Origin of the sequence: Caulobacter sp. 73W (genome assembly GCF_041021955.1) — a bacterium.
Taxonomy (GTDB): Bacteria; Pseudomonadota; Alphaproteobacteria; order Caulobacterales; family Caulobacteraceae; genus Caulobacter.
The window spans coordinates 3,605,518-3,631,646 of the sequence record NZ_CP158375.1 but is presented as its reverse complement, the minus strand read 5'-3'; the positions used below and the strand labels follow the sequence as shown (position 1 = coordinate 3,631,646).

The 26,129-nt window shown below is 68.5% G+C and carries 22 protein-coding genes, 1 other RNA gene and 2 pseudogenes; 2 read left to right on the top strand and 23 right to left on the bottom strand.

The genetic code is table 11. The features are described 5' to 3' along the window. Positions 1 to 91: 91 nt before the first annotated feature. From ABOZ73_RS17375 to ABOZ73_RS17350, 6 genes and pseudogenes are all read right to left on the bottom strand, one after another. Positions 92 to 925: pseudogene (locus ABOZ73_RS17375) on the bottom strand (outer membrane protein assembly factor BamD); the annotation flags it as partial. Positions 926 to 1,012: 87 nt separating this feature from the next. Next, on the bottom strand, positions 1,013 to 1,909 hold the full coding sequence (gene lpxC, locus ABOZ73_RS17370; protein ID WP_369059359.1) for a UDP-3-O-acyl-N-acetylglucosamine deacetylase: 897 nt from the start codon (positions 1,907 to 1,909) through the stop codon (positions 1,013 to 1,015). A gap of 203 nt (positions 1,910 to 2,112) precedes the next feature. After that, positions 2,113 to 3,603, bottom strand: coding sequence for a cell division protein FtsZ (ftsZ, locus tag ABOZ73_RS17365; protein WP_369059358.1), 1,491 nt, complete (start codon positions 3,601 to 3,603; stop codon positions 2,113 to 2,115). 302 nt (positions 3,604 to 3,905) lie between these two features. Next, entirely contained in the window at positions 3,906 to 5,231 is a 1,326-nt protein-coding gene (gene ftsA / locus ABOZ73_RS17360) for a cell division protein FtsA (RefSeq protein WP_369059357.1), read from the bottom strand. A 28-nt stretch (positions 5,232 to 5,259) separates the two neighbouring features. Next, positions 5,260 to 6,159 carry a cell division protein FtsQ/DivIB gene (locus ABOZ73_RS17355; RefSeq protein WP_369059356.1) on the bottom strand — a complete coding sequence of 300 codons (900 nt, stop codon included), beginning with the start codon at positions 6,157 to 6,159 and terminating at the stop codon, positions 5,260 to 5,262. Next, positions 6,125 to 7,084 carry a D-alanine--D-alanine ligase gene (locus ABOZ73_RS17350; RefSeq protein WP_369059355.1) on the bottom strand — a complete coding sequence of 320 codons (960 nt, stop codon included), beginning with the start codon at positions 7,082 to 7,084 and terminating at the stop codon, positions 6,125 to 6,127. Before ABOZ73_RS17350 ends, ABOZ73_RS17355 begins: the two co-directional genes overlap by 35 nt. A gap of 89 nt (positions 7,085 to 7,173) precedes the next feature. Here ABOZ73_RS17350 and ABOZ73_RS17345 point away from each other — a divergent pair, with 89 nt between their 5' ends. Further along, positions 7,174 to 7,413: a hypothetical protein gene (locus tag ABOZ73_RS17345; protein WP_369059354.1), complete on the top strand. Its 240-nt coding sequence runs from the start codon at positions 7,174 to 7,176 to the stop codon at positions 7,411 to 7,413. A gap of 5 nt (positions 7,414 to 7,418) precedes the next feature. On the opposite strand, the gene ABOZ73_RS17340 is transcribed toward ABOZ73_RS17345, so the two are convergent. The 3 genes from ABOZ73_RS17340 to murC form a co-directional block, all read right to left on the bottom strand. After that, positions 7,419 to 8,801, bottom strand: a complete 1,383-nt coding sequence (locus ABOZ73_RS17340) for a M20/M25/M40 family metallo-hydrolase (protein WP_369059353.1) — start codon at positions 8,799 to 8,801, stop codon at positions 7,419 to 7,421. A 71-nt stretch (positions 8,802 to 8,872) separates the two neighbouring features. After that, complete coding sequence (gene murB, locus ABOZ73_RS17335) at positions 8,873 to 9,778, bottom strand: UDP-N-acetylmuramate dehydrogenase (protein ID WP_369059352.1); 906 nt, start codon at positions 9,776 to 9,778, stop codon at positions 8,873 to 8,875. Further along, positions 9,775 to 11,208 carry a UDP-N-acetylmuramate--L-alanine ligase gene (murC, locus tag ABOZ73_RS17330; RefSeq protein WP_369059351.1) on the bottom strand — a complete coding sequence of 478 codons (1,434 nt, stop codon included), beginning with the start codon at positions 11,206 to 11,208 and terminating at the stop codon, positions 9,775 to 9,777. Before murC ends, murB begins: the two co-directional genes overlap by 4 nt. A gap of 55 nt (positions 11,209 to 11,263) precedes the next feature. On the opposite strand from murC, the gene ABOZ73_RS17325 reads away from it, so the two are divergent. Beyond that, entirely contained in the window at positions 11,264 to 11,716 is a 453-nt protein-coding gene (locus ABOZ73_RS17325; RefSeq protein ID WP_369059350.1) for a hypothetical protein, read from the top strand. Here ABOZ73_RS17325 and murG read toward each other — a convergent pair. The 14 genes and pseudogenes from murG to ABOZ73_RS17255 form a co-directional block, all read right to left on the bottom strand. Continuing rightward, positions 11,713 to 12,807, bottom strand: a complete 1,095-nt coding sequence (gene murG, locus ABOZ73_RS17320; protein ID WP_369059349.1) for an undecaprenyldiphospho-muramoylpentapeptide beta-N-acetylglucosaminyltransferase — start codon at positions 12,805 to 12,807, stop codon at positions 11,713 to 11,715. The genes ABOZ73_RS17325 and murG overlap by 4 nt on opposite strands. A 19-nt stretch (positions 12,808 to 12,826) precedes the next feature. Further along, positions 12,827 to 14,005 (bottom strand): putative lipid II flippase FtsW, encoded by a 1,179-nt coding sequence (gene ftsW, locus ABOZ73_RS17315; RefSeq protein WP_369059348.1) that lies wholly within the window; start codon positions 14,003 to 14,005, stop codon positions 12,827 to 12,829. Next, the gene (murD, locus tag ABOZ73_RS17310; protein WP_369059347.1) at positions 14,002 to 15,414 is read right to left on the bottom strand and encodes a UDP-N-acetylmuramoyl-L-alanine--D-glutamate ligase; all 1,413 of its coding nucleotides are present in this window, start codon (positions 15,412 to 15,414) and stop codon (positions 14,002 to 14,004) included. Before murD ends, ftsW begins: the two co-directional genes overlap by 4 nt. An 18-nt stretch (positions 15,415 to 15,432) precedes the next feature. Further along, positions 15,433 to 16,545, bottom strand: a complete 1,113-nt coding sequence (mraY, locus tag ABOZ73_RS17305) for a phospho-N-acetylmuramoyl-pentapeptide-transferase (RefSeq protein ID WP_369059346.1) — start codon at positions 16,543 to 16,545, stop codon at positions 15,433 to 15,435. Beyond that, positions 16,545 to 17,944, bottom strand: a pseudogene (gene murF, locus ABOZ73_RS17300) (UDP-N-acetylmuramoyl-tripeptide--D-alanyl-D-alanine ligase). The gene mraY and the pseudogene murF overlap by 1 nt, the downstream one beginning before the upstream one ends. Next, entirely contained in the window at positions 17,937 to 19,394 is a 1,458-nt protein-coding gene (locus tag ABOZ73_RS17295) for a UDP-N-acetylmuramoyl-L-alanyl-D-glutamate--2,6-diaminopimelate ligase (protein WP_369059345.1), read from the bottom strand. The pseudogene murF and the gene ABOZ73_RS17295 overlap by 8 nt, the downstream one beginning before the upstream one ends. Beyond that, positions 19,391 to 21,151 (bottom strand): peptidoglycan D,D-transpeptidase FtsI family protein, encoded by a 1,761-nt coding sequence (locus ABOZ73_RS17290; protein ID WP_369059344.1) that lies wholly within the window; start codon positions 21,149 to 21,151, stop codon positions 19,391 to 19,393. Before ABOZ73_RS17290 ends, ABOZ73_RS17295 begins: the two co-directional genes overlap by 4 nt. Then, on the bottom strand, positions 21,148 to 21,564 hold the full coding sequence (locus ABOZ73_RS17285; protein ID WP_369059343.1) for a cell division protein: 417 nt from the start codon (positions 21,562 to 21,564) through the stop codon (positions 21,148 to 21,150). Before ABOZ73_RS17285 ends, ABOZ73_RS17290 begins: the two co-directional genes overlap by 4 nt. Next, the gene (rsmH, locus tag ABOZ73_RS17280; RefSeq protein ID WP_369059342.1) at positions 21,561 to 22,505 is read right to left on the bottom strand and encodes a 16S rRNA (cytosine(1402)-N(4))-methyltransferase RsmH; all 945 of its coding nucleotides are present in this window, start codon (positions 22,503 to 22,505) and stop codon (positions 21,561 to 21,563) included. The genes ABOZ73_RS17285 and rsmH overlap by 4 nt, the downstream gene beginning before the upstream one ends. After that, positions 22,502 to 22,969: a division/cell wall cluster transcriptional repressor MraZ gene (locus tag ABOZ73_RS17275; RefSeq protein ID WP_369059341.1), complete on the bottom strand. Its 468-nt coding sequence runs from the start codon at positions 22,967 to 22,969 to the stop codon at positions 22,502 to 22,504. The genes rsmH and ABOZ73_RS17275 overlap by 4 nt, the downstream gene beginning before the upstream one ends. A 268-nt stretch (positions 22,970 to 23,237) precedes the next feature. Then, positions 23,238 to 23,616: RNase P RNA component class A (gene rnpB, locus ABOZ73_RS17270), an RNA gene on the bottom strand. Between the two features lie 35 nt (positions 23,617 to 23,651). Next, on the bottom strand, positions 23,652 to 24,374 hold the full coding sequence (locus ABOZ73_RS17265) for an N-acetylmuramoyl-L-alanine amidase (RefSeq protein ID WP_369059340.1): 723 nt from the start codon (positions 24,372 to 24,374) through the stop codon (positions 23,652 to 23,654). Next, positions 24,374 to 25,264, bottom strand: a complete 891-nt coding sequence (locus tag ABOZ73_RS17260; protein WP_369059339.1) for a DMT family transporter — start codon at positions 25,262 to 25,264, stop codon at positions 24,374 to 24,376. Before ABOZ73_RS17260 ends, ABOZ73_RS17265 begins: the two co-directional genes overlap by 1 nt. A 1-nt stretch (position 25,265) precedes the next feature. Next, positions 25,266 to 26,057: a crotonase/enoyl-CoA hydratase family protein gene (locus ABOZ73_RS17255; RefSeq protein ID WP_369062570.1), complete on the bottom strand. Its 792-nt coding sequence runs from the start codon at positions 26,055 to 26,057 to the stop codon at positions 25,266 to 25,268. Between the last annotated feature and the right edge of the window lie 72 nt (positions 26,058 to 26,129).

Below are 26,129 nucleotides of genomic sequence, written 5' to 3'. Positions count from 1 at the left end.
TCGCCTCGGCGGCCGGAGCCTTGCGCTCACCGGTCGCGTTCGGGCTCTGCTCGGTCGGCGGCGGCAGGGTGCGGTTCTTGCCCGTGCCCGTCAGACGCTCGAGATAGCTGCGCTTGGCGCCGGGCGTGCGCGGCTCGATCGGCGGGCGCAGGCCGCGGTCGTTCAGCAGCCGGTACGCATCGCGGTACCAGATGTCGTTGGTATAGTTGTAGCCCAGCACCGCGCCGTTCTTGGTCGCCTCGTCGATCAGGCCGACGGTCAGATAGCTCTCGACCAGACGGTACAGGGCTTCCGGCGTGTGGGTGGTGGTCTGGTAGCGGTCGACGACGGTGCGGAACCGGCCGATGGCGGCCAGGGCGTTGCCATTGCGCAGGTAGTGACGACCGATGGTCATCTCCTTGCCCGCCAGTTGGTCGTTGACCATGTCGATCTTCAGGCGCGCGTCCTGGGCGTACTCGGTGTTCGGGTAGCGCTGGACGACCTCGCGCAGGGCGGCGAGCGCTTGCTCGGTGTAGGCCTGGTCGCGTTCGACATCGACGATCTGCTCGAAGTAGCAGATGGCCTTCAGGTAGTAGGCGTAAACGGTCGACGGGTTGCCGGGGTACAGCGAGATGAATCGCTCGGCGTCGCCGATGGCCTCGGCGTAGTCGTTGCCCTGATAGTGGGCGTAGGCGGTCATCAGAATCGACCGGCGCGACCATTCCGAATACGGGTGCTGACGCTCCACTTCCCGGAAGTAGTTGACCGCGTCGTCCCACTCGCGGCGGTCCAGACGGTCCGCGCCGGTGGCGTAGAGCAGCTCGACCGGGCGCTCCTCGTATTGAATCGTCGGCTTCTTCTTGTTGCCGGCGCAGCCCGACACAGCGAGGGCTGCGACAAGCGCGGCGCTGACAACGACCGTACGGCTCACAGGGTTACGAAGCACGAATCCTCACCTGGCAGAACAAACGCGCGCCCCCGCGCCGTCAGCGCTTCTACACCACCCATGAGCGGGCGCAAACGCAGAGAAAGTTCAGACCGCTTCGGCGAGATCGGCGGCGTAGGTGCGGATGCGCCAGGCCGACGGATTGGCGACCACGGCGCGGGCCAGGGCGTTGTTCAGCCCGTGGCCGGCCAGCACGCCTTCGAAGCGGCCAAGAATGGGCGAGCCGAGCACATAGAGGTCGCCGATGGCGTCCAGCGCCTTGTGACGCACGAACTCGTCCGGACGACGCAGGCCCTCGGGGTTCAGCACCCGGTCGCCGTCGATGACCACGGCGTTTTCCATGGAGCCGCCGCGAGCCAGGCCGATGGCGCGCAGGGCCTCGACCTCATGCACGAAGCCGAAGGTGCGGCAGTCCGAAAGCTCTTCGCGGAAGGCCTGCTCGTCCATGACCAGATCGACGCGCTGACGGCCGATGGCCTTGCTGCCGAAAGCGATCTCGAAGGCGACCTCAAAGCTCTCCGACGGAGACAGAACGGCGCGCTTGTCGCCGTCCACCACCTCGATGGGACGCAGGATCTCGATATAGCGGCGCGGCGCTTCCTGACGACGACGGCCGGCGCGGTCCAGCATCTGGACGAAGGGCTCGGCCGAGCCGTCCATGATCGGCACTTCCGGGCCGTCGAGCTCGACGATGGCGTTGTCGATGTTCAGGGCGGCCAGGGCGGCCATCAGGTGCTCGATGGTCGAGACCGAGACGCCGGCGGAATTGTTGATCACCGTGCCGAGCTGGGTCTTGCCCACCGACTGCGCGGTCGCCGGGACCACATTGTCGCGATCGGTCACATCGGTGCGGACGAAGATGACGCCGGTCTCGATGGCAGCGGGGCGGATGGCCACCCGAACGCGCGCACCGGTGTGCAGGCCCACGCCGGCGAAGATCGCCGGCCCTGCTACGGTGTGCTGAAAATGCGTTGCTGCAGACACGAGCGATCCTTCGAAACAAACATAACCGTCAAAGACGCAGACGGTTTCACGCCCCAGCTTTCGTTTAAGGGGGGCGTTGCTGCACCGCAAAACAAGTCCTGTTTCGGATTGTTTCGCGTGCAGTACATTGAAAAATATGGCGAAAATAAAACACGCCCCGCGCTAGGCGGGGCGTGCTCAAAGCCAGATTTTGGCCTTATTTCTTAGTTCGCCAGACGGCGCAGGAACGACGGGATTTCGAGGTCCTCGCCTTCCTCGTTCAGTTCCTGCTCGATGGGCTGAGCCATCGGGCGGGCCGAGCCCCCGCCAGCCACGGCGCGGGCCGGCGCGGGCGGCGGCGCTGCGTCGTAACGCTGACGACCGCCGAACAGGCTGAAGAAGCCGCTCTTCTGGCGAGGCTCGTCGGCGTAGCGGCTGTCCACGAACATAGGCTCTTCCGCGGTGACGTCATCCACCGACGGATCGACGATGCGGGCCACCGGCTGCTGCACGACGGGTTCGGGCGCGTACTCGGCGACCGGCTCGGCGGCGTACAGATCGGCTTGAGCGATTTCCGGCTCGATCTCGGCGACCGGCTCGACATAGGTCGGCTCCGGCGCGGCGATCGGCTCGGGCGCGGCGGCGACCGGAGCGGCGGGAGCAGCGATCGGCGCGGTCTTCTCGACGATCAGCGGCGCGGCGCCGGTGTTCAGCGTGCGGGTGGAGCGCGGCTCGGCGGCGATCATCGAGGCGCCGTCCATGCCGGTGGCGACCACCGACACGCGGATGACGCCGTCCAGCGACGGATCGAAGGCCGCGCCGAAGATGATGTTGGCTTCCGGGTCCACCTGGTCGGAGATGGCGTTGGCCGCCTCGTCCACTTCCAGCAGGGTCATGTCCAGGCCGCCGGTCACGTTGACCAGCACGGCCTTGGCGCCCTTCAGCGAGACTTCGTCCAGCAGCGGATTCTGGATGGCGTTCTGGGCGGCCATCAGGGCGCGGTCTTCGCCGGTCGCCTCGCCAGTGCCCATCATCGCCTTGCCCATTTCGGTCATGACCGTGCGGACGTCGGCGAAGTCGAGGTTGATCAGGCCCGGCAGAACCATCAGGTCGGTGATGGAGCGCACGCCCGAGTGCAGGACCTGGTCAGCCATGCCGAAGGCTTCGGCGAAGGTGGTCCGCTCGTTGGCGAGACGGAACAGGTTCTGGTTCGGAATGACGATCAGGGTGTCGACGTAGCGTTGCAGTTCGGCGATGCCGGCGTCGGCCAGCCGCATGCGGTGACGGCCTTCGAAATGGAAGGGCTTGGTCACCACGCCGACGGTCAGGATGCCACGCTCGCGGGCCGCCTTGGCGATGATCGGCGCGGCGCCGGTGCCGGTGCCGCCGCCCATGCCGGCGGTGATGAAGACCATGTGGGCGCCGTCGAGGTGCTCGCCGATCTCCGGGAAGCTCTCTTCAGCGGCGCTCATGCCGACTTCAGGATGGGCGCCGGCGCCGAGGCCTTGCGTCACCTGAACGCCGAGCTGGATGCGGCGGTCGGTCTTGGCGAACTGGAGCTGTTGCGCGTCGGTGTTGCCGACCACGAACTCCACGCCTTCGAGGCCCGCCTCGATCATGTTGTTGACGGCGTTGCCCCCCGCGCCGCCGACCCCGAAGACGACGATCCGCGGCTTCAGTTCAGTCGTCCGCGGCGCCGAGAGAGAAATAGCCATCTTTTTGGACCCCAAGTCCTTCGCCGAAGTCATCGAGGGTTAAGGCGACCCCGCTCGCCCGCCCGTCGACGACGGTTCGGTTAACAGTTGAACCACCATCGTTAATTGGCAGTTAACTGCATACGCTGAGTTGGAAGGCGTCAAAGAGGCGGAAAACCGAATTTTCCTTGTTGCCTCAAGGAAATCCCGAGTCGGACCGGGGTTCTCTGTGGACAGTTCGAGGCGTTAACCAGGCTGCGGCGTATTAACCACGAGTTGGATTCGCCGCCCATCCGGGGCCAGCGAATCCCCTCCCCGATTCCCTAGAGATTGTCCCGCAGCCAGGCCGCGGCGCGGGCCAGCGCGCCGGCCGCCGGGTCCACCGGCTCGCGGCGAACCTTCTGGCCCATCAGCTGCTTGGCCGAGACAACCTCACGGGGGCCAAAGGCGGCGCGTTGCAGCACGCCGGCCGAGGCGCAGAAGGCCGGCCCCGAAGCCGCATCCGCCAGGTGCGGCAGACGACGCGGACGGCCCAGGCGCACCGGACGGTCGAACACGCGCACGGCCACTTCACGAACGCCGGCCAGTTGGCTGGCGCCGCCCGTCAGGACGATGCCCGCGCCCGGCTCGACCGGCGCGCCGGAAGCCTTCAGGCGTTCGCGCAGCAGCTCCAGCGTCTCCTCGACGCGCGGCGCGATGATGCCCTTCAGCATGGAGCGCGGAGCCACCACCGGACCGGCGCCCGGATCATCGCCGCGCGGCGGGGCCTCGATCATCTCGCGGTCCTCGTTCGAGGAGGCGATGGCCGAGCCGTGCAGGTTCTTGATGCGCTCGGCGCCGACCAGCGAGGTCGACAGGCCGCGGGCGATGTCCTGGGTCACGTGGCCGCCGCCGACGGGCAGACTGTCGACGTGGACCAGCGCGCCGTCATTGAACACGGCGACCGAGGTCGAGCCGCCGCCCATGTCGATGCACACGGCGCCGAGGTCCATCTCGTCTTCTTCCAGGGCCGCCAGGGCCGAGGCGAAGGGCGCGGCGACCACGCCCTCGAAGGACAGGTGGGCGCGTTCGATGCAGTGGCTGAGGGTGTGGAAGACGTTCTCGTTGATCGAGACGACCAGCAGCTCCAGGCCCAGGGCGCGGCCGAACATGGCGCGAGGATCCTTCACGCCCTTCTGGCCATCGACCGACCAGGCCATGGGCAGCATGTGGATCGGCTTGCGGCCGGGCAGCTTGACCTGGGACAGGGCCGAGCCGATGGCGCGCGACAGGTCCGCGTCGCCGATGGGGCGGGCGCCGAGCGAGACCTGGGCGCGGACGCGATGGCTGGCCAGCTGGCCGCCGGCGGTCGAGACGGTGACGCCCTGAACGGACACGCCGGCCACGGTTTCCGCGCGCTCGACAGCCTGGGCGATCGCCTGGGCCGCCTCGTCGAGATTGACGATCGCGCCGCCGCGTACGCCGCGCGACTGCACATAGCCTACACCGGCCGTGGTCAAAGCGCGTTCCTCGCGCTTGATCCCGTCACCCTTCATGATGAAGCAGCTGACCTTGGACGCGCCAAGATCAACCGTGGCGATGACCGGCTGACGTTGGAGCGCCGCCTTCAGGCCGTCCCGGGCCTCTCGCCTTTCTTCAATCCTCGACATCGAGTTCCCCAACCCAGCTTTCTGCCTTCTAAGCGCCACCGGCCACCATTTGGCCGACAGCCGGAGCATCCTTCGGACGCACCGCAATCATTTCGGGATCACGCAGATCGATGCGCGCGAACCCGAGGTCCAAAATTCTTTGCCGCTGATCCAGCTGGTCGAGCTGAATCAGGGCGGATTCCTCGTCGATCGCCGGAAGTTGGACGAGCGAGCCGTCCTTCAGGCGAAGGTCCCAGCGGCGCTGGTCCACACGGACCATGGCCTCCAGGCGGTCGGTGAGCCGCTGACGCTGCGCCACCGCCGGCAGGATGGCCGGGGCGGCGATGTCCGCGCCGGCGCCGACGATCAGCGGCAACTGCGGGAAGCGGCCTGGATCAGCCTCGGTGATCGCACCGCCCTCCCCGTCGATGACCACGGTGCGGCCGGCGTGCTGCCAGACCGCGGTGGGACGACGTTCCTTGACGGCCAGGACGAGGGTGTCCGGCAGAAGGCGAACGACCTTCACTTCCTTGACCCAGCCCACCGACTGCACGCGCTGGCGGACCTGCTCCAGGTCCAGGCCCAGCAGCGGCTGATCCCTGTAGAGCCCCGAGGCCCGCAGGATGTCGGGCGACGCCATGGCCGACGCGCCCTGCACATGGACGGCCTTCAGCCGGAAACCCATGGCGGCGAAGCGATTGTCGACCCCGGTGGAGACGCCCTCGGCGATGCGCTGGGCGCGGTCGCCCGTGGCCAGCATGACCACGACGCCCAGCAGCAGCACGGCGCCGCCGGCGGCCAGCAGGATCTTGGGAGAAAGAGACGGACGTGCGGGAGCCGCCCCCGGCGCAGGCTTCTTCGCCGCGCGCGTGTTTACCGGACTAGCGGGCTTTCTGACCCGAGGCTTGGCTTCATTATTTTGCCGAGCCCCCCGCTGCGCCGCGGGCATACGCGTCCTCCGTGATCCAAAGCACCAACTGGTCGAACCCGATTCCCTCATGCGCCGCCTGCTCTGGAGCGAGCGAGGTCGGTGTCATGCCGGGTTGGGTGTTGACCTCCAAAAGGACCAGAAGATCGTTAATGTCGTCATAACGAAAGTCGCTTCGGGTAACGCCTCGGCAACCAAGAGCGACGTGCGCCCGCTCCGCCATCCGCATGGCGCGGTCACGGGCGTCTTCCGAGATCGGCGCCGGCAGGACGTGGACCGACCCGCCTTCGGAATACTTGGCGTCGTAATCGTAAAAGCCGGTGCTGGAGACGATGTCGGTGACCGCCAGCGCCTTGGGTCCGTCCACATGGCCCATGACCGCCACGGCCAGCTCCTTGCCGGCGATATAGGGCTCGACCATCACCTCTTCGCCATAGGTCCAGGCGGGATCGGCCAGTTGCTGCGGCGGGCTGTTGGCGCCTTCGAACACCAGATAGACGCCTACCGAGGAGCCCTCGGCGTTCGGCTTCACCACATAGGGCGGCGCCATGACGTGATCGCGCGCCACCTCGTGACGATTGAACAGGCCGCCACCCGGCACCACGACGCCGGCCGCGGCCAGCACCGCCTTGGCCTTGGCCTTGTCCATGGCCAGGGCCGACGGCAGCACGCCGGAATGGGTATAGGGCGCGCCATAGGTCTCCAGGATGCCCTGGACGCAGCCGTCCTCGCCCCACTCGCCATGCAGGGCGTTGAACACCACGTCCGGCTTCAGGCGCTCCAGCACGGCGGCCAGATCACGGCCGGCGTCGACGCGGCTGACCTTGGCGCCCAGACGCTCCAGCGCATCGGCGCATTCACGGCCGGAAACCAGGCTCACTTCCCGCTCAGACGAGGGACCGCCCAGCAGGACGGCGACGTGTTTTCCAGTGAGCGGGAGAGTCATGGACAAGCCTTTGAAGTTGCACGGCGGTTCTGGACGACTCTCAACTCCCTGTTAAGCCCACCTGGCTTATTTGTGGCCTCATGGACGCGGTGAATCGCATCGTTGGCGGCATTCAGCACTACGGCGGCTTCCGGGAAATCCGGCCCGTCGAGGCCGTGCGCGCGCCCCGTCCCGAGTCCGCGACCCTGTCCGTCATGCAATCGGTGAACGGCGGCTCCGCCTCGCCCGCCGTGACTTTCGGCGGCGCGCTGGCCGGCGCTCAAACGCCGAAGGCGGCCCAGGCTCCCGCCCAGACCGCCCCCGGTTCTCTCGTCAACGTTCGCGTCTAGAACGCTTACTTCGCCGCCGCGCCCAGGGCGCGGAAGTCGATGTCGCTGTCTGCCACCAGATAGATGAAGCTCGCCCAGGCGGCGACGTTCTGCGCCAGCTGCGCGGGATCGACCTTGTCCAGGGTGTCGTCCGCCGTGTGGTGGAAGTCGAAATAGCGGCTGGCGTCCTGGTGCAGGTTGATCACCGGCACGCCCGCCCGCTCGATGCCGGAGATGTCGGCGCCGCCGCCCGCCGCCGGCGCGCGGTCGGTGTAGATCTTCAGCGACGTCATGATGCGCGAGGCTTCCTTCATCGCCGGATGCTCCGCCGAGCCCTTGGGCAGGGCCAGGGCGTAGATGCGGTCGGCGCCGGTGTCGCTCTCGCCAGCCAGGACGATCTTCGACAGCTCGTTCTGGTGCGCGGCCAGATAGGCGTCGGACGAGCCGCCGCTTTCTTCCGAACCCCACATGACGACGCGGATGGTGCGCTTGGGGCGCTTGGGCAGCTCGGCGATCAGCTTGGCCGCCGCCGTGGTGATGGCCACGCCCGTGGCGTCGTCCAGGGCCCCGGTGCCAACGTCCCAGCTGTCGATGTGACCGCCGATGACGATGACCTCGTCCGGCTTCTCGGAGCCGCGGATCTCGCCGGCGATGTTCCAGGCCACGTCCTTGGCGTCGGTGGTGCTGGCGAGCTTCAGCTTCACCTTCACCGGGCCCTTCAGGGCCAGGCGCTGCAGCAGATCGGCGTCCGGCACGCCCAGGGCCGCAGCCGGCACGTTCGGCGCGTCGGTTCCGTGAGCGGTCGTGCCCGTGTGCGGCACCGTGGATGTCGAGGTCGACACCGAACGGATCAGCAGGGCCAGCGCCCCGCGCTTGGCGGCTTCCGCCGGACCGCCGCGGCGCGGCGCGCCGGCCGGGCCGTAGCCGGCGCCGTTCTGGGCGCGGGTCATCGGCTCGTTGACGAAGGCGATCTTGCCCTTCAGCGAGCCGGCCGGCGCGGCCAGCAGCTCGTTATAGGTCTTGAACAGGACGACCTCGGCCTCGATCCCGGCGGCCGGGGTCGAGATGGTGCGGCCCAAGCCGACGATCGACAGCTTTTGCGGATAGGGCCCGGTGATCTCGGCCCATTCTTCGCCCCGCGTCCAGGACGGCTTGGCGAACTCTTCGGCGACCACGTTGGTGAAGCCCATGGCCTTCAGCTTGGCCACGCCCCAGTCCTTGGCGCGCTCCATGGCCGGCGAGCCGACCAGGCGCGGGCCCATGTCGGTCAGCTCCTCGGTGATCTCCCAGGCCAGGTCGCTCTTCAGCGCCTTGTCGCGCAGGGCCTCGGCCGTGGCGATGTCCTGGGCGTAGGCGCCCGTGGAGAGAAGCGCCGTCGAAGCGGCGGCGAGGAGCAGTTTGCGGATCATGGACTCAACCCCAACAGATGGAAGCGGCGAAGCTATACCAACCGCTGGAGTCGTAAACCGTCAGCAGGCTGTTAGGCCTTGCCGATCCGCTTGATCTCCCATTCCAGCTCGACGCCGGTCTTGGCCTTCACGTCGGCGCGCACCGCCTCGCCCAGCCCTTCCAGGTCGGCCGCCGTCGCCTCGCCCGTATTGATCAGGAAGTTGGAGTGCAGCGGCGAGAACATCGCCCCGCCGAACGGCTTGCCGCGCCAGCCCGCCTCGTCGACCAGCTTCCAGGACGAATGCCCCGGCGGGTTCTTGAAGGTGGAGCCGCCGGTCTTCTCGCGGATCGGCTGGGTGGTTTCACGCCGAGCCGTGATCTCCTCCATCCGCGCCTGGATGGCGGCGGGTTCATCGGCGGTCCCTTCGAACAGGGCGCCAGTGAAGATCAGGTCGCCGGCCGCCGCGCGGGCGGACTTGCGATAGGTGTAGCCGAGGTCGGCGTTGGACAGGGTCACGCGTTCGCCCGAACGGGTCACCGCATAGGCCTCGACCAGCACGTCCTTGGTCTCGGAGCCGTAGCAGCCGGCGTTCATCATCAGGGCGCCGCCGATGGAGCCCGGCACGCCGCGATAGAACTCCAGCCCCGCGATCCCCGCCTTGGCGGCCTCGCGCGCCAGGATCGCGTCCGGCACGGCCGAGCCGGAGAAGATGCGGCTGTTCCCGCGCGCCTCGACCTTGGCGAAAGGCTTGCCGCCCAGGCGGATCACCACCCCCTCCACCCCGCCGTCGCGGACCAGGGTGTTGGAGCCGACGCCGATCGGCGTGACCGGCACGGCGGGATCGAGGCCGCGGAGGAAATCGGCCAGATCATCCTCGTCCTCGGGCAGGAAGATCAGCTCCGCCGGCCCGCCGACACGGAACCAGGTGAACGGCGCCAGGGCCTCGTCACGCAGCAGCTTGCCGCGAACCGCCGGAAGAGCGTCGCGCCAGCTCACTGAGCCCCCTCTTGCTGAGCAAGCGCCTCGAGCAGGGCCGGCAGGGCGTAGGCCCAGCTGGTGATGTCGCCGGCGCCGAGCAAGACCACCAGATCGCCCGCCTTGGCCTCTTCCGCCACGATGCCGGCCAGGGCCGCCGGGCTTTCCAGCGGAATGGCGCGGCGATGGCCGAAGCGACGCAGGCCTTCCACCAAGCCGTCGCGGTCAACGCCCTCGATCGGCGACTTGCCGGCCGTATAGACGTCGGCCACGATCACCACGTCGGCGTCATTGAAGCAGGAGCTGAACTCCGCCATCAGGTCGCGCAGGCGGGTGTAGCGGTGGGGCTGCACCACGGCGATCACCCGGCCCTCGGTCACCGCCCGGGCGGCCTTCAGGACGTTGGCGATCTCCACCGGGTGGTGGCCATAGTCGTCGATGACGCGAACGCCGTTGGCGACGCCCACGGTGGTGAAGCGGCGCTTCACCCCGCCGAAGCCGGCCAGGCCCTTGCGGATCGCTTCCGCATCCACGCCCAGTTCGCGCGCCACGGCGATGGCGGCGGTGGCGTTCAGGACGTTGTGCAGACCGGCCATGGGCAGGTGCAGGCCTTCATAGCGAAGCTCCTCGCCGTTCAGGGGCGAGATGATCACGTCGAACCCGGCGCCGTCCGGGCCCATGGTGATGTTCTGGACGCGGACCTCGGCCTGCGGGTTGGTCCCGTAGGTCACCAGGCGGCGGTTCTCGATCCGTGAGGTCAGGGCCTGAACTTCCGGGTGGTCGGTGCAGACCGCGCAGAAGCCGTAGAAGGGAATGTTCTCGACGAAGTCCTGGAAGCCCTTCTTCACGGCTTCGAAGTCGCCCCAGTGATCCAGGTGCTCGGCGTCGATGTTGGTGATGATGCCGACGGTCGACTTCAGGCGCAGGAAGCTGCCGTCGCTCTCGTCCGCCTCGACGACGATCCAGTCGCCCTCGCCCACCTTGGCGTTGGTGCCATAGGCGTTGATGATCCCGCCGTTGACCACCGTCGGATCCAGCCCGCCGGCGTCCAGCAGGGCGGCGACCATGGAGGTGGTGGTGGTCTTGCCGTGCGTGCCCGCAACCCCGACGGAGAACTGCAGGCGCATCAGTTCAGCCAGCATCTCGGCGCGGCGGACCAGCGGCAGACGCGCGTTGCGGCCGGCGACCATCTCCGGATTGTCCGGCTTCACAGCAGTGGAATAGACCACGGCCGAGGCCCCCTCCACGTGGGCGGCGTCATGGCCGATGAAGATCTTGGCGCCCAGCTGAGCCAGGCGCTCGGTATTGGCGCTGGCTTTCGCGTCCGATCCCTGAACCGTATAGCCGATACGCAGCATGATCTCGGCGATGCCGCTCATGCCGATGCCGCCGATGCCGATGAAATGCACGGGGCCGAGTTCGAAGGGGACAGGACGTCGACGCTTGATCATGTCAGCCGGATTAAATGATTTGCGACGGGCCGGAAATGCCCTCCTGACGGGGATTTTGCTGATCGCCGCCCCAGCGCATGCGCAAGATGTGGCCAAGCTGTCGCTCAAGCTTGTCGATGTCGGCCGCTACGCCGCCTTCGTGGATGAGGCTGGGATCACCTGGAGCGGCCGGACCGCGAAGCTTCGCGTGCTGCAGGTGGTGGAGACCGACTTCATCGCCGCGGGCGAGGCCTATTGGGGCGGCTGGCAGGCCCTGACCATCGACTGCGACGCCCGCACCCTGGTTCGGAACGCCTACGCCAGCATCCGCGCCACCGGCCGCGAAGGCCCGCTCAGCGGCGCGCCGACCCCGACCGAGCCGATTCCGGGCGGCGGCATGGAGGAAGCGGCGGCCAAGCTGGTCTGCGACGGGCATGCGCCCTTCCCCGCCGTGCGCACGGCGGAGTCGGTGGAGGAAGCGGTGAGGATCGGCCGCCCTCTGATCGAAAGCGGCGCGGAGCCGAACTAGCGGGCGGTCGCCTCGACCAGGTCCGCCAGCTTGGCGGCCGCGTCGGGGGTGCCGGCGTCGTGCGCCGAGGCCGCCATGCGTGCCAGGCGCGCACCGTCCCGCAGCAGGGCGTTCAGGGCGCCGGCCATGGTGTCGGTGGTCAGCTCGTCTTCCAGGGCGACGGCGGCCGCGCCGGCGTCTTCCAGCAGGCGGGCGTTGAAGCGCTGGTGATCGTCAGCGGCGATCTTCAGCGGCACCAGGATGGACGGACGTCCGGCCACGGCCAGTTCGCAGACCGTCGAAGCCCCTGCCCGACCGACCACCAGATGCGCCTTGCCCAGGCGGCCGGCCATGTCGCGGAAGAACGGCGCGATCTCGGCCTTCACCAGGGCGTTGGCGTAGATGCGGCGGGCGTTCTCCATAGACTCGGCCCGGGTCTGCTGCTGGATCTCCAGCCGCATGCGGATGTCTTCCGGCAGGCGGATCACCGCCTCGGGCACCAGCTCGGACAGCAGGCGCGCGCCCTGGCTGCCACCGGTGATCAGCAAGCGGATCGGGCCTTCCTCGCCGGGGGCCTCATAGGGCTGGTCGTAGAGCGCCTGGATCGGCGGGCGGACCGGATTGCCGACCACATGGGCGCGGGCCTTTGCGGCGGACGACGCCATCTCCAGCGTCGGGAACGCGCAGGCCAGTTGCGTGACCTTCGGCGCCATGTAGCGGTTCACGCGGCCTAGCACCGCGTTCTGCTCGTGGATCACGGTCGGGCGCTTCTGGCCCGTGGCCGCCATCAGGGCCGGCAGGGACGGATAGCCGCCGAAGCCGACGACGACCGCCGGGCTCAGGCGCTTGAACGCCTTACGGGCCTGCATCACGCCGGCCAAGATCGCGAAGCCCGCGCGGATCATCCCGACCGGGTCGCCCTTCTTGAAGGTCGCGGCCGACAGGAACAGCTTTTCCTCGGCCGGAAACTTGTCGGCATAGACCTCGCCGCGCTCGTCAGTGGCCAGGACCACGCGCCAGCCGCGCGCGATCAGGGTCTCCGCCAGCGCCTGGGCGGGGAACATGTGCCCGCCGGTTCCACCGGCGGCGACAACGGCGACCTTGCCGCTCATGAGCACTTACCCCTCAAGCTCAGGCGAAGGCGCCGGCCCGAGCCAGCGCATCCGTCGACGAATAGGCCCCGGGACGGCGACGCGTCAGCGCCAGCGCCATGCCCAGGGTCAGCCCCATGGCGAGCATGGAAGAGCCGCCATAGGAGATGAACGGCAAGGTCATGCCCTTGGTCGGGATCAGGTTCAAGTTCACAGCGACATTGATGATCGCCTGCTGGCCCACCAGCACGAACAGACCGGCCGCCGCCACCTGCTCGAACGGGTCGGACAGCTTCATCGCCTTGTACAGACCCCGCACCACCACGAAGGAGAACAGGCTGATCAGGGCCAGCGAGAAGACGAGGCCATATTCCTCGGCCGCCACCGAATAGATGAAGTCGGTATGCAGGTCGGGCACGTGGCGCTTCATGACGCCCTCGCCCGGTCCACGGCCGAACAGGCCCCCGGCGCTGATCGCCTCGGACGCGCGGGTGATCTGGTGGGTGTCGGCCTGCTCGGGGCTGAGGAACTTGGTCACCCGGGCCCGCACGTGGTCGAAGATGAAATAGGTGCTGACCAGTCCGCTCAGCGCCAGCGCGCCCAACCCCATGATCCAGGACAGCGGCACGCCCGCCATCCAGAAGGCGGCGCCGAACGCCACGGTGATCAGGACCGTCTGGCCCACATCCGGCTGGATCAGCAGCAGCGCCACCGCCAGGCCGTACAGCCCGAAGGCGATGGACACCCCCGGCACCCCCTCGCCCTTCTGCCCCTCGGCGAACATCCACGAGACCAGCACGATCAGCGCCGGCTTCATGAATTCCGATGGCTGCAGGGTGAACCCGCCGATGGCCACCCAGCGGGCGGCCCCCTTGGCGGTGTGCCCGATGAACGGCAACGCCGCCATGATCAGGATGGCCACGATATAGACGAAGAACGCCGTCCGCCGCACGCCGCGCGGCGTCAGCATGGAGGCGGCGATCAGGATGACGCTGGCCGCGCCGGCGAACACGCACTGACGCAGGGCGAAATGAAACGGATCGTCGATGCCCATGCGCAGGGCCGCCGCCGGGCTGGAGGCGAAGGACAGCAGAACGCCGACAACGATCAGCGCGGCGACACCGCCCAGCAGCCAGTGATCGGTCGTCCACCACCACACGCCGAACCGCGACTGGTCCGTGCGGGCGAAGGCGTGGGCGTTGTTGCGTTCACCGCTCAAGCCGTCGCCCCCTTGGGCGCCTTGGACAGGCTTTGGACAGCGGCGCGGAACGCCTCGCCCCGGGCTTCGAAATCGGCGAACTGATCGAACGACGCGCAGGCCGGCGACAGCAGAACGACCGCATCCTCGCCCGACGACTTGGCGTCGGCATAGGCGGCCATGACCGCGGCCTCCAGCGTGCCGCATTCCTTGGACGGGGCGCGATCCTTCAGCGCCGCGCCGAAGGCCGGAGCGGCGTCGCCGATCAGGTAGGCCTTGGCGATGCGCGGGAACAGGTCGGTCAGGCTGTCTATGCCGCCTGCCTTCGGCACGCCGCCGGCGATCCAGTAGAAGCGCGGATAGGACGACATCGCCTGACGCGCGGCGTCGGCGTTGGTGGCCTTGGAGTCGTTGACGAAACGGACCTGCCCGAGGGTCGCCACCGTCTCCATGCGGTGCGCCAGGCCCGGGAAGGTGCGCAGTCCCTCGGCCGCGTCGGCCATCGATATGCCCAGCGCCCGCGCCGCGGCATAGGCGGCGGCGGCGTTCTGCCAGTTGTGACGGCCCGGCAGGCTGCGGGCCCGCAGCAGGTCGGCCACCTCGGTCACCCGATCGCCGGTGGCGTCGTACAGAACGCCCTGCAGGGCATAGACCCCACGGCCCATGGCTCGCCCGGCGCTGATCGGCCAGATGGTCCGGCGGTTGGCGGCGGTGATCTCGGTGCAGATCTGCTGGCACCACGGATCGTCGACCCCGATGATCGCCGTATCGCCCTTGTCCTGGTTCAGCAGGATGCGACGCTTGGCGGCGATATAGCCTTCCATGCCGCCGTGGCGGTCCAGGTGATCGGGCGAGATGTTGAGGATGACCGCCGCGTCGGCCTTCAGGCTGCTGGTCAGGTCCAGCTGGTAGGACGACGTCTCCAGCACGTAGACCGCCCCGCCGTGCATGTCGTCCAGGCTCAGCACGCCATAGCCGATATTGCCGCCGATGCGGGTGTCGCGGCCGGCGCTGCGGCAGATGTGGCCCAGCAGGGCCGTGGTCGTGGACTTGCCGTTGGTGCCGGTGATCGCGGCGACCTTGGGGCGCTTGTGCGCCGGCGCGGCGTTCACCGTGCGGGCGAACAGCTCGATGTCGCCCAGGATCTCGACCCCGGCGGCCTGCGCCTTCTCCACCACCCAGTGCGGCTTGGGATGGGTCAGCGGCACGCCCGGCGACAGCATCAGGGCGGAGATGCCCGACCAGTCGGCGGCCCACAGGTCCTTCACGGTCAGGCCTTCGGCCTGGGCGGCGTCGCGGCCGGAAGCCTTCTCGTCCCAGGCGATGACCTTGGCTTTGCCCGCCAGCAGGGCGCGCGCCGCCGTGAGGCCCGTGCGACCCAGGCCGAAGACGGCGACTGTCTTACCCTCGAAACCGCGGACCGGGATCATGACCTGAACCAGCCCTCCCTAGCGCAGTTTCAGGGTGGCGAGGCCGACCAGGGCCAGCATCAGCGACACGATCCAGAAGCGGATCACCACGGTGGACTCCGCCCAGCCGAGCTTTTCGAAGTGGTGGTGGATCGGCGCCATCAGGAAGATGCGTTTGCCGGTCTTCTTGAAGTAGGCGACCTGGATCATCACCGACAGCGCCTCGGCCACGAACAGGCCGCCGACGATGGCGAGGACGATCTCGTGCTTGGAGCTGACCGCCACGGCGCCCAGGGCGCCGCCCAGGGCCAGCGAGCCGGTGTCGCCCATGAAGATCTTGGCCGGCGGCGCATTGTACCAGAGGAAGCCCATGCCGGCCCCGATGATGGAGCCGCAGAACACCGCCAGTTCACCCACGCCCGGCGCGAAATGGAGCTGCAGGTAGTTGGCGAAGACGTAGTTGCCGACCAGGTACGCGATCAGGCCGAAGGTCGAGGCCGCGATCATCACCGGCACCGTCGCCAGGCCGTCCAGCCCGTCGGTCAGGTTCACGGCGTTCGACGCCCCCACCAGCACGACGGCGGCGAAGATCACGTAGAACCAGCCGAGATTGAAGATGAACTGCTTGAAGATCGGGAATACCAGGCTGGTCTCCAGGCCTGGCGTCGTCGGCGACTTGGGCGAGAAGACGATCAGCAGGACGGAGGCGATCACCGCCACCAGCACCTGCGCGACCAGCTTCTGGCGGCTGGAAAGCCCCGCCGTCGTCTGCTTGGTCACCTTGGCGTAGTCGTCCATGAAGCCCAGCAGGCCGTAGGCCCCGGTCACGAACAGCACCACCCAGACGTGGATATTGGACAGGTCCGCCCACAGCAGGGTGCCGACGAACACGCCGGCCAGGATCATCAGCCCGCCCATGGTGGGCGTGCCGGCCTTTTCGACCACGTGACGCTGGATGCCCTCGGCGCGGATCGGCTGACCCTTGCCTTGCTTGGCGCGCATCCAGCGGATGAAGCGCGAGCCCATCAGGATGACCACAAGCTGGGCGGTCATCACGGCCATGACCGTGCGGAACGTCAGATATTTCAGCAGGTTGAGAAGCGGGATGTGCTCGCGCAGATCGCTAAGGCGCTCATACAGCAGATACAGCATCAGTGGTCCCCACCCGTACCAGAGCCTGAACCGAGCAAAGCCAGGGCGGCCGCGACCGTCCCGGCTTTCGAACCGTTGGACCCCTTCACCATGATCACGTCGCCGCCCCGAACGGACGAAGTGACCAGCGGCGTCAATTCAGCCGCACTCTCGGCGTACCCCCCACGGCGAGTTGGGGAAGCGCCTCCCACAGCGATTTCATCAGCGGGCCGGCGCAGAAGACGAGGTCGATCCCGGCCGCTTCGGCCAGTGACGCCAGCGCCGCGTGGTGCTCAGCCGCCTGCGGGCCAAGCTCCAGCATGTCGGTCAGCGCGACGATGCGTCGCCCCGCGACCTTGCGGGCGCCCAGGTTCTTCAACGCCGCGGCCATGGAGATCGGATTGGCGTTGTAGCTCTCGTCCACCAGGGTGAAGCTTCCACCCTCGACCGCGATGATCTTCTCGGCCCCCCGCCCCTCGATGGGCGCGAACCGGGCCAGGGCCTCCAGGGCGGTGGCGCGCGGCACGTCCAGCGCCTCCAGCATCAGCAGGACGCACAGGCTGTTCAGGCCCCAGTGATGCCCCGCCTGCAGGATCGGGAAGCTCATCGCCTGGCCGCGGATCACCGCATGAACCGTGGCGCCGTCGCCATGGCTGTCGAAGGCGGCCAGGCAAGCGGTGCAGTCCGCAGCCGAGCCGAAGCTCCAGACGGTCGCCCCGACCTTCTCGGCCTCGGCCTTCAGCAGGTCGAACCACCTGTTGTCGGCGTTGAGCACGGCGATCCCGCTCGGCTCCAGCCCGGCGAAGATCTCGGCCTTGGCGCGGGCGACGCCCTCCTCCCCGTCCGGGAAGTTCTCGGTATGCACCGGCCCCACGGTGGTGATCGCCACGGCGTGCGGGCGGACCATGCGCGACAGGGGGGTGATCTCGTCGGCGTGGTTCATGCCGACCTCGAACACCGCGCGTTCGGTGTCGCGCGGCATGCGCGCCAGGGTCAGCGGAACGCCGATGTGGTTGTTGTAGGACTTCACCGATGCATGGCCGCGACCGGCCAGCCGCAGGCCCGCCTCCACCGCTCGGGTGACGCTGGTCTTGCCGACCGAGCCGGTGACCGCGCCGCGCTTGGCGGGCGTGCGGTCACGCGCCGCTTCGCCCAGTAATTCCAGAGCCTTGAGCGTATCGCCTGTGACGACGCAGCTCCCCTCCACCGGGCGGGTGGTCAGCGAGCCGGCCGCGCCGGACGCCAGGGCGCTGGACACGAAATCATGCGCGTCGCGCACCCCGGCCAGGGCCACGAACAGGTCGCCCGGCTCGATGGAACGCGTATCGATGGAGACGCCGGAAACTTCAAAAGGCGCGCCATGAAGAGCGCCGCCGGTGGCGGCCGCGATCTCCGCGGCGGTCCACAGGGATTCAGCCATCAGTCAGCCCCAGGGCGGACGCGGTCTCGGCCACGTCGTCGAACGGATGGGTGACGCCGGCGATGATCTGCCCCTGCTCGTGCCCCTTGCCGGCCACGACGAGAACGTCGCCGTCCTCCAGCAGGGCGGCGGCGGCGCGGATGGCTTCGCGGCGGTCGCCGATCTCACGCGCGCCGGATGCGGCGGCCATGATCTCGGCGCGGATGACGGCCGGCTCTTCCGAGCGCGGGTTGTCGTCGGTGACGATGGCCACGTCCGCCAGGCGGGCGGCGATCTGGCCCATCTGCGGGCGCTTGGAACGGTCACGGTCGCCGCCGGCGCCGAAAACGGCGATCAGCTTGCCGCGCGTGTGGGGACGCAGAGCCTTCAGCACCGTCTCCAGACCGTCCGGCGTATGGGCGTAATCGACATAGGCCTCGCCGCCCTTTGGCCCCGTGCCGACGCGCTGCAGACGCCCTGCGGCGCCCTTCAGGCTCTCCAGCGCCTTCAGCACGGCGGCCGGCTCCTCGCCCGCCGCGATGCACAAACCAGCGGCCACCAGCACGTTGTCGGCCTGGAAGGCGCCCGCCAGCGGCAGGTTCACGACATGCTCGTCCGCGCCGTGGGCGATGACCAGGCGCTGGCCTTCCGGCAGCAGCTCACGGCTGACCAGACGCAGACCCCGGCCCTTCTCCCCCACCGACGACAGGGTCAGGCCCGCGCTCACCGCCGCCGCGGCGAAGGCCGGATAGGCGTCGGAATCCGCGTTCAGCACCGCCGTCGACCAGCGCGGCAGCAGGGTGTCGAACAGGCGCAGCTTGGCCGCGCGATAGACGCCCATGGTGCCGTGATAGTCCAGATGGTCCTGGGTGAAGTTGGTGAAGCCGCCGGCCGTCAGGCGCACGCCGTCCAGGCGGCGCTGATCGACGCCGTGCGACGACGCCTCCAGCGCCATGTGCGTCACACCGTCCGCGGCCAGCTTGGCCAGCAGCTCGGAGACATCGGCGGCGTCGGGGGTCGTCAGGCCGGGCGGGGTCAGCTGGACGTCCGGCTTGCCCTTTTCCGACACGGTGACGCCCAGGGTGCCCATGCTGGCGGCCTTGTGGCCCAGCTCGGCGAAGATCTGGCGGCAGAACACGGCGACCGAGGTCTTGCCGTTGGTGCCCGTCACCGCCACGCAGGTCTTGGGCTGCGCGCCCCAGAAGCTGGCGGCCGCCAGGGCGTAGGCGCGGCGCGGGTCTTGGGCGTGCACCACCGGCACCGGCAGGTCGGTCACGTCGGCGGGCGCCAGGATGGCGGCCGCGCCGGCGTCGAGCGCGGCGGGGATGAAACTGCGGCCATCGACCTTCGACCCCGGCAGGGCGACGAACAGCGTGCCGGCCTTCACCTTGCGGCTGTCGGCGGTGACGCCGGTGATGACGGGATCGACGGGCAGGTCGCGCTGGACCAGATCGGACAGGGGCATGGTCATCGGCCGCCTCCAGAAGCGGCGAACGCGCCGTTCGACGCGACAGAATAGGGAACGTCGAACTTGCGTTGAACGCCAAGGAACGGGGCGATCCGGTCGATCACCTTGCCCGCCGGCGGCGCGCCGACCCAGCCGCCCGTGGAGAAGCCGTAGCTTTCCTTGGTGCCGTTCGGCTCGTCCATCAGGATCAGGACGAAGTAGCGGTCAGCCTCGACCGGGCCGTCCGTCGGGAAGACGGCGGCGAAGGACGAGACCTGGCGCTTGTGGTTGTAGCCGCGGATGGCCGGGTCATACTTCTCGCCCGTCCCCGTCTTGCCGCCGACCGACAGGCCGGGGGCGTTGGCCTTGCCGCCGCTGCCGATCGGATCGGAGACGTTGGCGCGCATGATCTGCAGCATCTCCAGCGAGCTCTGCTCGGAGATCACCCGCTCGCCCTTGGGACGATAGTTGGCGTCCTGCTTGCGGATGGTCAGGGGCACGCGCACCCCACCGTTCAGCAGCGAGCCCATGGCCTCGGTCAGGGCCAGCGGACTGACGTTCATGCCGTGACCAAAGGAGGTGGAGGCCACCGCGTCGTCGTTCCACACCTTGGGGGTCAGCGGGCGGGCGGACTCGCGCAGCTCCACGCTGGCCGGCTTGGTCAGGCCCAGCTTGGTGAAATACTGCTCCAGCCGGCGCGGGCCGATGGCGACGCCCAGCTTGGCGGTGCCGATGTTGGACGAATGCTGGAAGACCTCGACCAGCGTCAGGACCTTCCGCGCGGCGTGATAGTCGTGGATCGTCCGGTAGCCCAGCTTGTACGGCTGGGTGGCGTCGAAGGTGGAGCTCGGCGTGGCGACGCCGGTATCCAGGCCGATGGCCACCGTGAACGCCTTGAAGGTCGAGCCCATCTCATAGACCGCCGCGGCGGCGCGGTTCAGGCGCGCGCTGTCGTCCGAGGCGCTCGGCTTGTTGGGATCGAAGGTCGGCCAGCTCGACATGCCGAGGATTTCGCCCGTGTGGACGTTGGTGACGATGCCCACCGCGCCCTTGGGCGTGAAGTGCAGGGCCGCCTTGTTCAGCTCGTCGTCCAGGGCCGCCTGGATGCGCAGGTCGATGGACAGCGGCAACGAGCCGCCGCCCCGCGCCGCGATCTGGCGCAGCTCGTCGTCCAGCGCCCGCTCCGCGCCGGCCAGACCTGTTCCGCCCTTGTCGGAGAAGCCGATGAAGTGCGCCGCCGTCCCGCCCAGCGGGTAGACGCGGCGCCCCTCCTCTTCAAAGCTGATGCCCGGCAGGCCCAATGCGTGGACCGCGTTGCGCTCTTCCGGGGTCAGGCCGCCGTGAACGAAAATGCGGCGATTGCCTTCCAGCGCCTTGTTCAGGCGCTTGGGGTCGAGCCCGGCGACCGTGCGGCGCAGGGCGCGGCGCGTCTCGGCGGCGTCCCACACGTCCGACGGGTCGATATAGAGACCGTAGTGCGTCAGGTCGGCGGCCAGCAACTCGCCGTTGCGGTCGGTCAGGTCGGCGCGGGCGGCGCCGATCAGCGGCGCATAGTCCCCGCCCCGGCCGGCGTCTGAGAAAACGGCGGAGCGGGCGGCGCCCAGGGCGAGACCGAGGAAAACCGTCCCGAAGATCGCCAGGACGAAGAAGATGCGCAGACGGGTGTCGTCCTGCGCCCGGCCAGCGGCCTTCGAGCGCTCGAAGGCGTGCTCAAGGCTCCAGACGCGCTCGATGAGCCAACGCCAGGCGGGCAAGCGAGGCGAAAGGTCCGCCAGGCTCATTGCAGGTTCTCCAAAGGCGTCTCCGGCGTGGGTTCGTCGGAGGCGGCCGCAGCATTGTTTTCCGGCATCGCCGGCGCAGGCGCGGGTCGCGCCGGCGACAGGCGCGCCGCGATCTCGGCCAGTCTATCGGATTCGATCTCCTGGGCGGCCTTGATCGGCGCCAGACCGAGATAGTTCGTCGCCAGCCGCTCCAGGCGGCGAGGCTGCTCCAGGTAAGCCACCTCGGCCTTCAACAGACGCGCGCGGACGCGCTCGTCGGAAATCTCACGATCCAGGCGCGCGATCTCGGCCCGCTCGCCGCCCGCCACCGTCTTGGCCAGGTACACGCCCAGCACCAGCAGGAGCAGCAGGGTCAGGGCGAAGATCTCGATGACGCGGAAGCCGCGATAGCGCCGGGCGAAGATCGAGGTCATGCGCCCCTCCCCTCGTCCCAAGCCGGCGCGGTGGTCCGCAGGCCGGCGCGCAGCTTGGCTGAACGGGCGCGCGGGTTGGCCGCCAGCTCAGCCTCGCCCGGGGCGGCGGCCTTGCCGATCAGCTCGAAGGTCGGCGTCGGCCCACGCTCGGTCGGCGGCGCATGACGCGAACCGCCCGGCGTCTTGCCGGCGCGCTCGATGAAGAAGCTTTTGACGATGCGGTCTTCCAGGGAGTGGAAGGTCACCACCGCCAGTCGGCCGCCCGGCTTCAGGATGCGCTCGGCGGCGTCCAGCGCCCGCTCCAGCTCGGTCAGCTCCTCGTTCACCGCGATGCGCAGCGCCTGGAAGGTCTTGGTGGCCGGATGCGCCTTGGCGCCGCGACGCCCGCCCAGGGCGCGCTCCACCACTTCCGCCAGATCCAGGGTGCGGCTGAACGGCTGCTCCTCGCGGCGGCGGATGATGAACGACGCCACCCGGCGGCTCTCGCGCTCTTCGCCGTAGACGTAGAGGATGCGGGCCAGCTCCTCCTTCTCCAGCTCGTTGACCAGGTCGGCGGCGGTCGGGCCGTCGGCGGCCATGCGCATATCCAGCGGGCCGTCGCGCATGAAGGAGAAGCCGCGATCGGCTTCATCCAGCTGCATGGACGACACGCCGATATCGAGCACCACGCCGTCGACCGAGGCCGGACCGAAATGCTTCTCCATCTGGGAGAAGCGGTCCTGGATCAGGCGAAAACGATTGTTTTCGGCGGCCAGCGGTTCGGCGAAGCGCAGGACGGTCGGATCGCGGTCGAAGCCGACCACGTTCGCGCCGGTCGCCAGGATCGCGCGGCTGTAGCCGCCCGCCCCGAAGGTGCCGTCGATGATCGTCTCGCCCGGCTGGGCGCTCAGGGCGGCGAGCACTTCGTCGAGCAGGACGGAGATGTGGGGCGCTTCGCTCATGCCGCACCGCCAAGGCGCGCCGTGCGCTGCTGCGCGCGCAGGGCGGCCAGACCCTCGCGGGCGGCCACGCGCTGCTCGGCGCGATGGGCGGCGAACGCGTCGCGCGACCAGATCTGGAAACGGTCGCCCAGGCCCACAACGGACACCCAGTCCGTCAGGCCAAACATCTCGCACAGGCTGTCCGGCAGGGTGATGCGGCCAGCCGTGTCGAAGGACAGGCGGGCCATGCCGCCCAGCACGCTGGTCTCCAGCGCGGTGCGGATCGGGTCGCCGAACGCCATCTCCTCGATCACGCCGTTGTAGCGGTCGAACAGCGCCTTGCCGCCCGCCTCCAGGCAGTCGGCCTCGATCGAGGGGAAGCAGAAGATGCCGTCGAAGGGGCCCGACACAGCCGCGCGGAACTCCTGCGGCACCACGATGCGCCGCTTCGCGTCCAGCTGCTTGTCGAACGTCGAGAGAAACACCCTCGTCAGCCCCGCTCAGATCCGCCCACACAGACCCGCCGTCAACCTTAACGACCGGTTCAATTGGGTTAACATGGGATCAAATGGGATACAATGACACTCAGCGTCAATTCTCTACGAAAACAACGTCCGTTCAGCCCGTTATGGTTAACGCAAGTAAATAATCCACAGAACATACATAGAACTGGATAGTAGAATGGTGAATCCGGCGCCGCTGTTACGCGACCGGAGTCATCTCGGCCCATTCGGGCCCATTCTGGAAGGAAGCAGGATCAGACGGCCTATAAGCCGGGTTCTGTGCCACCCCTTGCGGGGCGCGACGATCATTCCTCTGGACCGCCCATCGCTGGACGGTTCTCGCGACCTACCCGAACGCCTCGGGCCGGCGACGGCCCTACCCCCGAAAGGGCGCGACGTTCCTATTTGGTCTTGCTCCAGGCGGGGCTTGCCATGCCGTCCGCATTACTGCGTCCGCGGTGGGCTCTTACCCCACCCTTTCACCCTTACCGACGGCCGAGGCCGCAGGCGGTTTGCTTTCTGTGGCGCTATCCCTAGGCTCGCGCCCGGCGGGCGTTACCCGCCGCCTTGTCACCGTGGAGCCCGGACTTTCCTCGACGCCGAAGCGCCGCGACCGCCCGGCCGTCTGATCCTGGCGCTTCTGTGAGGGGTCACGCCGCCGCGGTCAAGACGCGCGCAGCAGATGCACCAGGCGCGAGCGGGTCTCCCCGTCGGCGATGCCGTCGAAACGGTTCTGCAGCCAGTGCCGCTGGAACGTCGCCACGATCAGCTTGGTGTGGGCGTCGTACTTGCCCGACGGGGCGCAGTCGTAACCCAGGCGGGTCAGGCCGGCCTGCAGGGCGAACACCCCCGCCCCCTCGTCCCCTTCGCCCAGCGGCGCGCCCGGGGCGGCCGGCGGCTCGACCCACAGGCCGTGCCCGGCCTCGGCCAGGGTCTTCCACGGAAACAGCTCGCCCGGATCGACCTTGCGGTCAGGCGCGATGTCCGAATGACCGATGATCCGCCCATTGGGCACGTCCCAGCGGGTACGGATGTCGGTGGTCAGGGCGATCACCGCGTCGATCTGAGCCTTGGGAAAGCTGCGGTAGCCGAACTCGTGGCCCGGATTGACGATCTCGATGCCGATGGAGACGTGGTTCAGCCCCGTCTCGCCCTTCCAGAACGAGCGGCCGGCGTGCCAGGCCCGGCGCTCTTCCGGCACCAGGCGGAAGATGCGGCCGTCCTCCTCGACCATGTAGTGCGAGGACACCTTCTTCTCCGGCGTGCGCAGCTGCTCCAGCGCCGCCTCGCCCGTCTTCATGCCGGTGTAGTGCATGACGATCATGTCCGGCAGCGACTGCCGCGCGTCGAAGTTGGGCGACGGGGCCTCGATGAATTCCAGCGACATCAGATACGGTTCCGGACAAGCAGCAGCAGCGGCATGACGTGGTTGCGCCTCAGGGCCACGATCAGCACGCCGACCAAGGCCAAGGCCGCCCCGATCCCCATGCGCAGGTCGAAGTGGTCGTGGGTGATGAGCACGCCAAGCCCGATGGTGGCAAGCGGCGTCATCAGGGTGAGCGGCGAGATCAGGTTCGCCTCGTACCGCCCGATCAGGAAGTAATAGACCGTGTGGGCGACCACCGAGACCACCAGGGCGCTGAACACCACCGCCAGCCAGAACGGCCAGCCGACGCTGGTGGCGATCGCCCACTGGTTCTGCTCCAGCGCCAGGGACGCGGCCGCCAGGGGCAGGAAGGACGACGCACCGACCCAGGCCTGGAAGCGCAGGGGCTTGACCCCTTCCATCTGCTTCATCATCACCGCGCCGAACGATCCGGCCAGGGCCGATGCGGCGACGAACATCAGGCCCGGCGACAGCTCCAGCCCATGCGGGCTCCACATCACCGCGATCGCGCCCAGGAAGGTCAGGGTGATGCCCAGGCCGCGCCGCCAGCGGATACGCTCGCCCAGCATGATCACCGACAACAGCGTGGTCAGCGGCACGCCCAGCTGCACGACGATGGCGGCCGCCGAGGGCGACGCGGTCTTGAAGCCCAGGAACAGCAGGGCGAAGCCCCCCGCCCCCATCAACAGGCCGATGGTCACGATGCGCCATACCGGCTTGGGCGCCGGCAGCAGCCACGGCAGCGTCGCCAGCGCGACGATGGCGAAACGCACCGCCGCGTAGAACATCGGCGGCACGCCCCAGTGCGCGACCACGATCTTGCTGATGATGTTGTTCGTCGCCCAGACCAGGCAGACGATCACCAGCAGGCCGAAATCGCGCAGGGACATGTCACGCGCCCCTGAAGTTCGGCGCGCGCTTCTCCAGCAGGGCGGAGACGCCTTCCATATGGTCCTCGGTCATGTGCGACAGGGCCTGGGCCGCGGCGCTCATTTCCATGATCGTGTCGTAGGACGCGTTCTGCCCCTGCTTCAGCAGGCTCTTGGCCATGCGCAGGGCGTGCGGCGGCTGGGCGGCGATCCGCTGTGCCAGGGCCATGGCCTCGTCCATCAGCGTATCGTGCGGCACGACCTTGCTGACCAGGCCCCAGTCGCCCGCCGTCTTGGCGTCGACGATGTCGCCGGTGAACAGCAGCTCCGCCGCCCGGCTCATGCCCACCGTGCGCGGCAGCAGCCAGGCGCCGCCGTCACCGGGAATGATGCCCAGCTTCACGAAGGTCACGCCAAAGCGCGCCTGGTCGGAGGCGATGCGGATGTCGGCCATGCAGGCCACGTCACAGCCCAGGCCGACCGCCGGCCCGTTCACCGCCGCGATGGCCGGAACCTCCAGCCCGTAGATCGAGCGGACGATGCGATGGATGTTGGTGCGATAGTTCTCGCGGATGGAAATTCCGCCCCCGGCGAACGCGCCTTCCTTGGCCTTCATCGCCTTGACGTCGCCGCCGGCCGAGAACGCCCGGCCCGCGCCGGTCAGCACCACGCAGCGGATGTCGGGGTCGCGATTCACCGCCTCGCACACCGCGGCCACCTGATCGCCGTCTCCCGGCGCCCCCAGGGCGTTCAGGCTGTCCGGGCGGTTGAAGGTGAGGATCGCGACGTGGCCGCGTTTTTCGGTGGTGATCAGTTGGTCCAAGGCCACGTTTCCCTTTGTTATGCATTCTGCATAGGCGATGGGGGCGTCAGGTGAAAGCCGATC